General features: G+C 54.6%; 3 protein-coding genes. 1 reads left to right on the top strand and 2 read right to left on the bottom strand.

What is annotated here, in order from left to right; genetic code table 11:
• The coding region (locus tag lacNas_RS10515; protein ID WP_201346840.1) for a patatin-like phospholipase family protein at positions 1-315 on the bottom strand (315 nt) is incomplete at its 3' end.
• A gap of 16 nt (positions 316-331) precedes the next feature.
• A complete protein-coding gene (gene msrA / locus lacNas_RS10520) occupies positions 332-859 on the bottom strand; it encodes a peptide-methionine (S)-S-oxide reductase MsrA (RefSeq protein WP_201335940.1) in 528 nt (175 codons plus the stop codon).
• A gap of 263 nt (positions 860-1,122) precedes the next feature.
• On the opposite strand from msrA, the gene lacNas_RS10525 reads away from it, so the two are divergent.
• Positions 1,123-2,754, top strand: a complete 1,632-nt coding sequence (locus lacNas_RS10525; RefSeq protein WP_201330283.1) for an APC family permease — start codon at positions 1,123-1,125, stop codon at positions 2,752-2,754.
• The last annotated feature ends 34 nt before the right edge of the window (positions 2,755-2,788 follow it).

Raw genomic sequence — 2,788 nt, forward strand, 5'->3', positions numbered from 1 at the left:
ATTTCTGGCAAAAGCCGCCGTGTCAAAGGGGTCCAGAACTTCCGGCAGCTTGCGGTAGCAGAAATCCGCCCCGTACAAGTCCCCCGTCGTCAGCCAGGACCGCCAGCTCTTGAACTGCGGCCGGGAGCCGTAGCGCAAGTTGTAGCGCAGAACCCGCCCGGGCTGCAGGGACTTGTAGTTGCAGCCGAAAGCCACGCCGGCAGAAACGCCAACGGCGCCGTCAAAGCTGATCCCGTACTTCATGAGCACGTCCGTCACCCCGGCCGTGTACAGGCCGCGCATGGCGCCGCCTTCCATCACCAAACCCTTTTTCATAGTTTTCAACTCCTGCCTACTTGTCCCAGTGCTCCTTGATAAACTGGGCCCGGCCGCCGGCTTCTTCAGCCTCATAGCGGTCCGGATGCTTTAAGTAAAACTGCTGGTGGTAATCTTCAGCCACATAAAATGGCGCGGCTGGTTCGATCTTGGTGACGATCGGATCGTCAAAGCGCCCGCTGGCCGCCAGCTCCTGCTTTGACTTCTCGGCTGCCGCCTTTTGCTCAGGCGAGTTGTAAAAGATTACCGGCCGGTAGTTGTCGCCCCGGTCCTGGAACTGCCCGCTGGCATCCGTAGGGTCAGTCACCTGCCAGTAATAGCCAAGCAGGTCTTCATAAGACATCACGGCCGGATCAAAAACGATCTTGACGGCCTCGGTGTGCCCGGTCGTATGGCTCTTGACCTGCTCATAGGTCGGATTGGGCACGTGGCCGCCCGTATAGCCCGCCGTGACGCTTTCAATCCCCGGCAGCGTGTCAAAGGGCGCCACCATGCACCAGAAGCAGCCGCCGGCAAAAATAGCGCTGTCCAATTTCTTTTCCATTTGTTTCACCTCGTCAAAACTAAGTTTCTTCTCATTATAGCTTAAACTTTTCCCGGGCAAAAATTTCTGCTCAAAATTATTCAGCCGCAACCGTTATCATGGCAAAAGCCCTGTTTTTCCGCTTATAACTAATGTAAAATAGGTTTTGCTTTAAAAAAGTTTAAAAAATACGCATAGAAATGGAGATGGAAATGGTTTCGCTCAACAAATCCCCGGGCCAGCCTTCTTGTTAGGGTAATTTTTAATTAACAGGAAGGATTTTTATGGACGAATTAGATAAGCAGGGAAAGTATATTTCCTGGCAAACTTTAGCCATGATGGCTTTCGTGACGGTCATTGGACTGGAAGACATCATGTACAACTTTCAAAACCAAGGGATGGCGGTTATCAGCTCCTGGATTTTGATGATGGTTCTTTACGTGGTTCCTTACGCTTTGATCGTAGGGCACCTGGGATCGGTCTTCAACCATGAGGGCGGCGGCCTGTCGTCCTGGGTGCGGGCAACCGACGGCGAGTTTTTAGGCTACTTCACCGCCTGGACCTACTGGGCTGCCTCCATTCCCTACGTGGTCGACACCGCCAACTGCCTTTTGGTCGACGTTGGCTGGGGGCTGACAGGGACTGACGAATTTGAGGACCCGAAGTTCCTGTCAACCGCCATGTTCACGGCGATTACCTTTATCATTTTCATTCTCTTGACCCTGCTGGAGCACAAGTTCTCCAAGTCAATGGAAATTTTGTCCAACATCGGGGGCTGGGCCATGTTCATCATGACCATCCTCTTCGTGCTCCTGGCCTTTGCCGGCCTGGCCAAGTCCGGCGGCAAGACCGCGACGCCTTTCACCTGGAAGACGATCATCCCCAAATTTGACCTGAAATACTTCTCAACCGTGGGGATGCTGATCTATGCCGTCAACGGCTCTGAACTGGTCGCCCCTTATGTGACCAGAATGAAGGATCCTAAGCGGGAATTCCCTAAAGCCATGATTGCCCTGGCCGTCATGACCTGCTTTTTGACCATCTTCGGTTCAATCGCCCTGGGGATCTACATCGATGCTAACCACATGCCCAACGACCTTAAGATGAACGGTGAATACTACGTCTTCGGGGCCATGGGCAAGCAGTTCGGGGTCGGGCAGCTGTTCGTCTACATCTATGCCTGGTCCTCCTTCTTCTACAATGTGGCGCTCTTGTCCGTCCTGCTGGATGCCATGACCAGAATGCTGATCTCTGACACCGGTGACAAGTACATGCCGAAATTCCTCAAGAAGACCAACAAGGACGGCCTGCCGATCAACGGCTACATCCTGACCGTTTTCCTGAGCGGCTTTATCATGGTCTTAGGGATTTTCCTGCCGGACATGAACGACATCTTCAACTGGCTGCTGAACCTGAACGGTATCATCTCCCCGGCGGTTACCTGCTGGATCTTCTACTCCTTCATGAAGGTCCGGGGCAAAAATTCTGCCAAGTACCCGTCGGTTTACCGCTACATCAAAAACGACACCCTGGCCTGGTGGGTCGGCCTGGCCCTCTTGGCCGTAACTGCCATAGCGACGGTTCTGGGCTTCATGCCCCAAGACGTCAAGCAGGGCAGCTGGGTCTGGTGGTACGAACTGTCCATCAACATCGTGGCCTGCCTGGTCTTGATCGGCCTGGGCGGCATCTTCCCGGGCATCCGCCGGCGGGAGGAAGAATACGGCCTGGCCTTTGACAAGACCCAGTGGAGCTGGATGATCGCCCTGGTTTTGGGCTCGATCGTCTTCAACGTCTGGCTGGGCGGCACCAGCATCAAGCTGCGCGCGCTGTACATCGTGCTTGAATCAGCCCTGGCCCTCCTGGCCGTCTGGCTGATCGGCCGCCGGCTGCCAAAGGGCGCCAAAGTCAGCCGCTAATTTCAGACAAAAAAAGACCTGCACCTTGCGTGCA

Source organism: Lactobacillus nasalidis (assembly GCF_016587775.1).
In the GTDB taxonomy this organism is placed as follows: Bacteria; Bacillota; Bacilli; order Lactobacillales; family Lactobacillaceae; genus Lactobacillus; species Lactobacillus nasalidis.

Coding starts and splice junctions, on each gene's coding strand:
- msrA (WP_201335940.1), bottom strand. CDS start 859: ATGGAAAAGAAATTGGACAGCGCTATTTTTGCCGGCGGCTGCTTCTGG.
- lacNas_RS10525 (WP_201330283.1), top strand. CDS start 1,123: ATGGACGAATTAGATAAGCAGGGAAAGTATATTTCCTGGCAAACTTTA.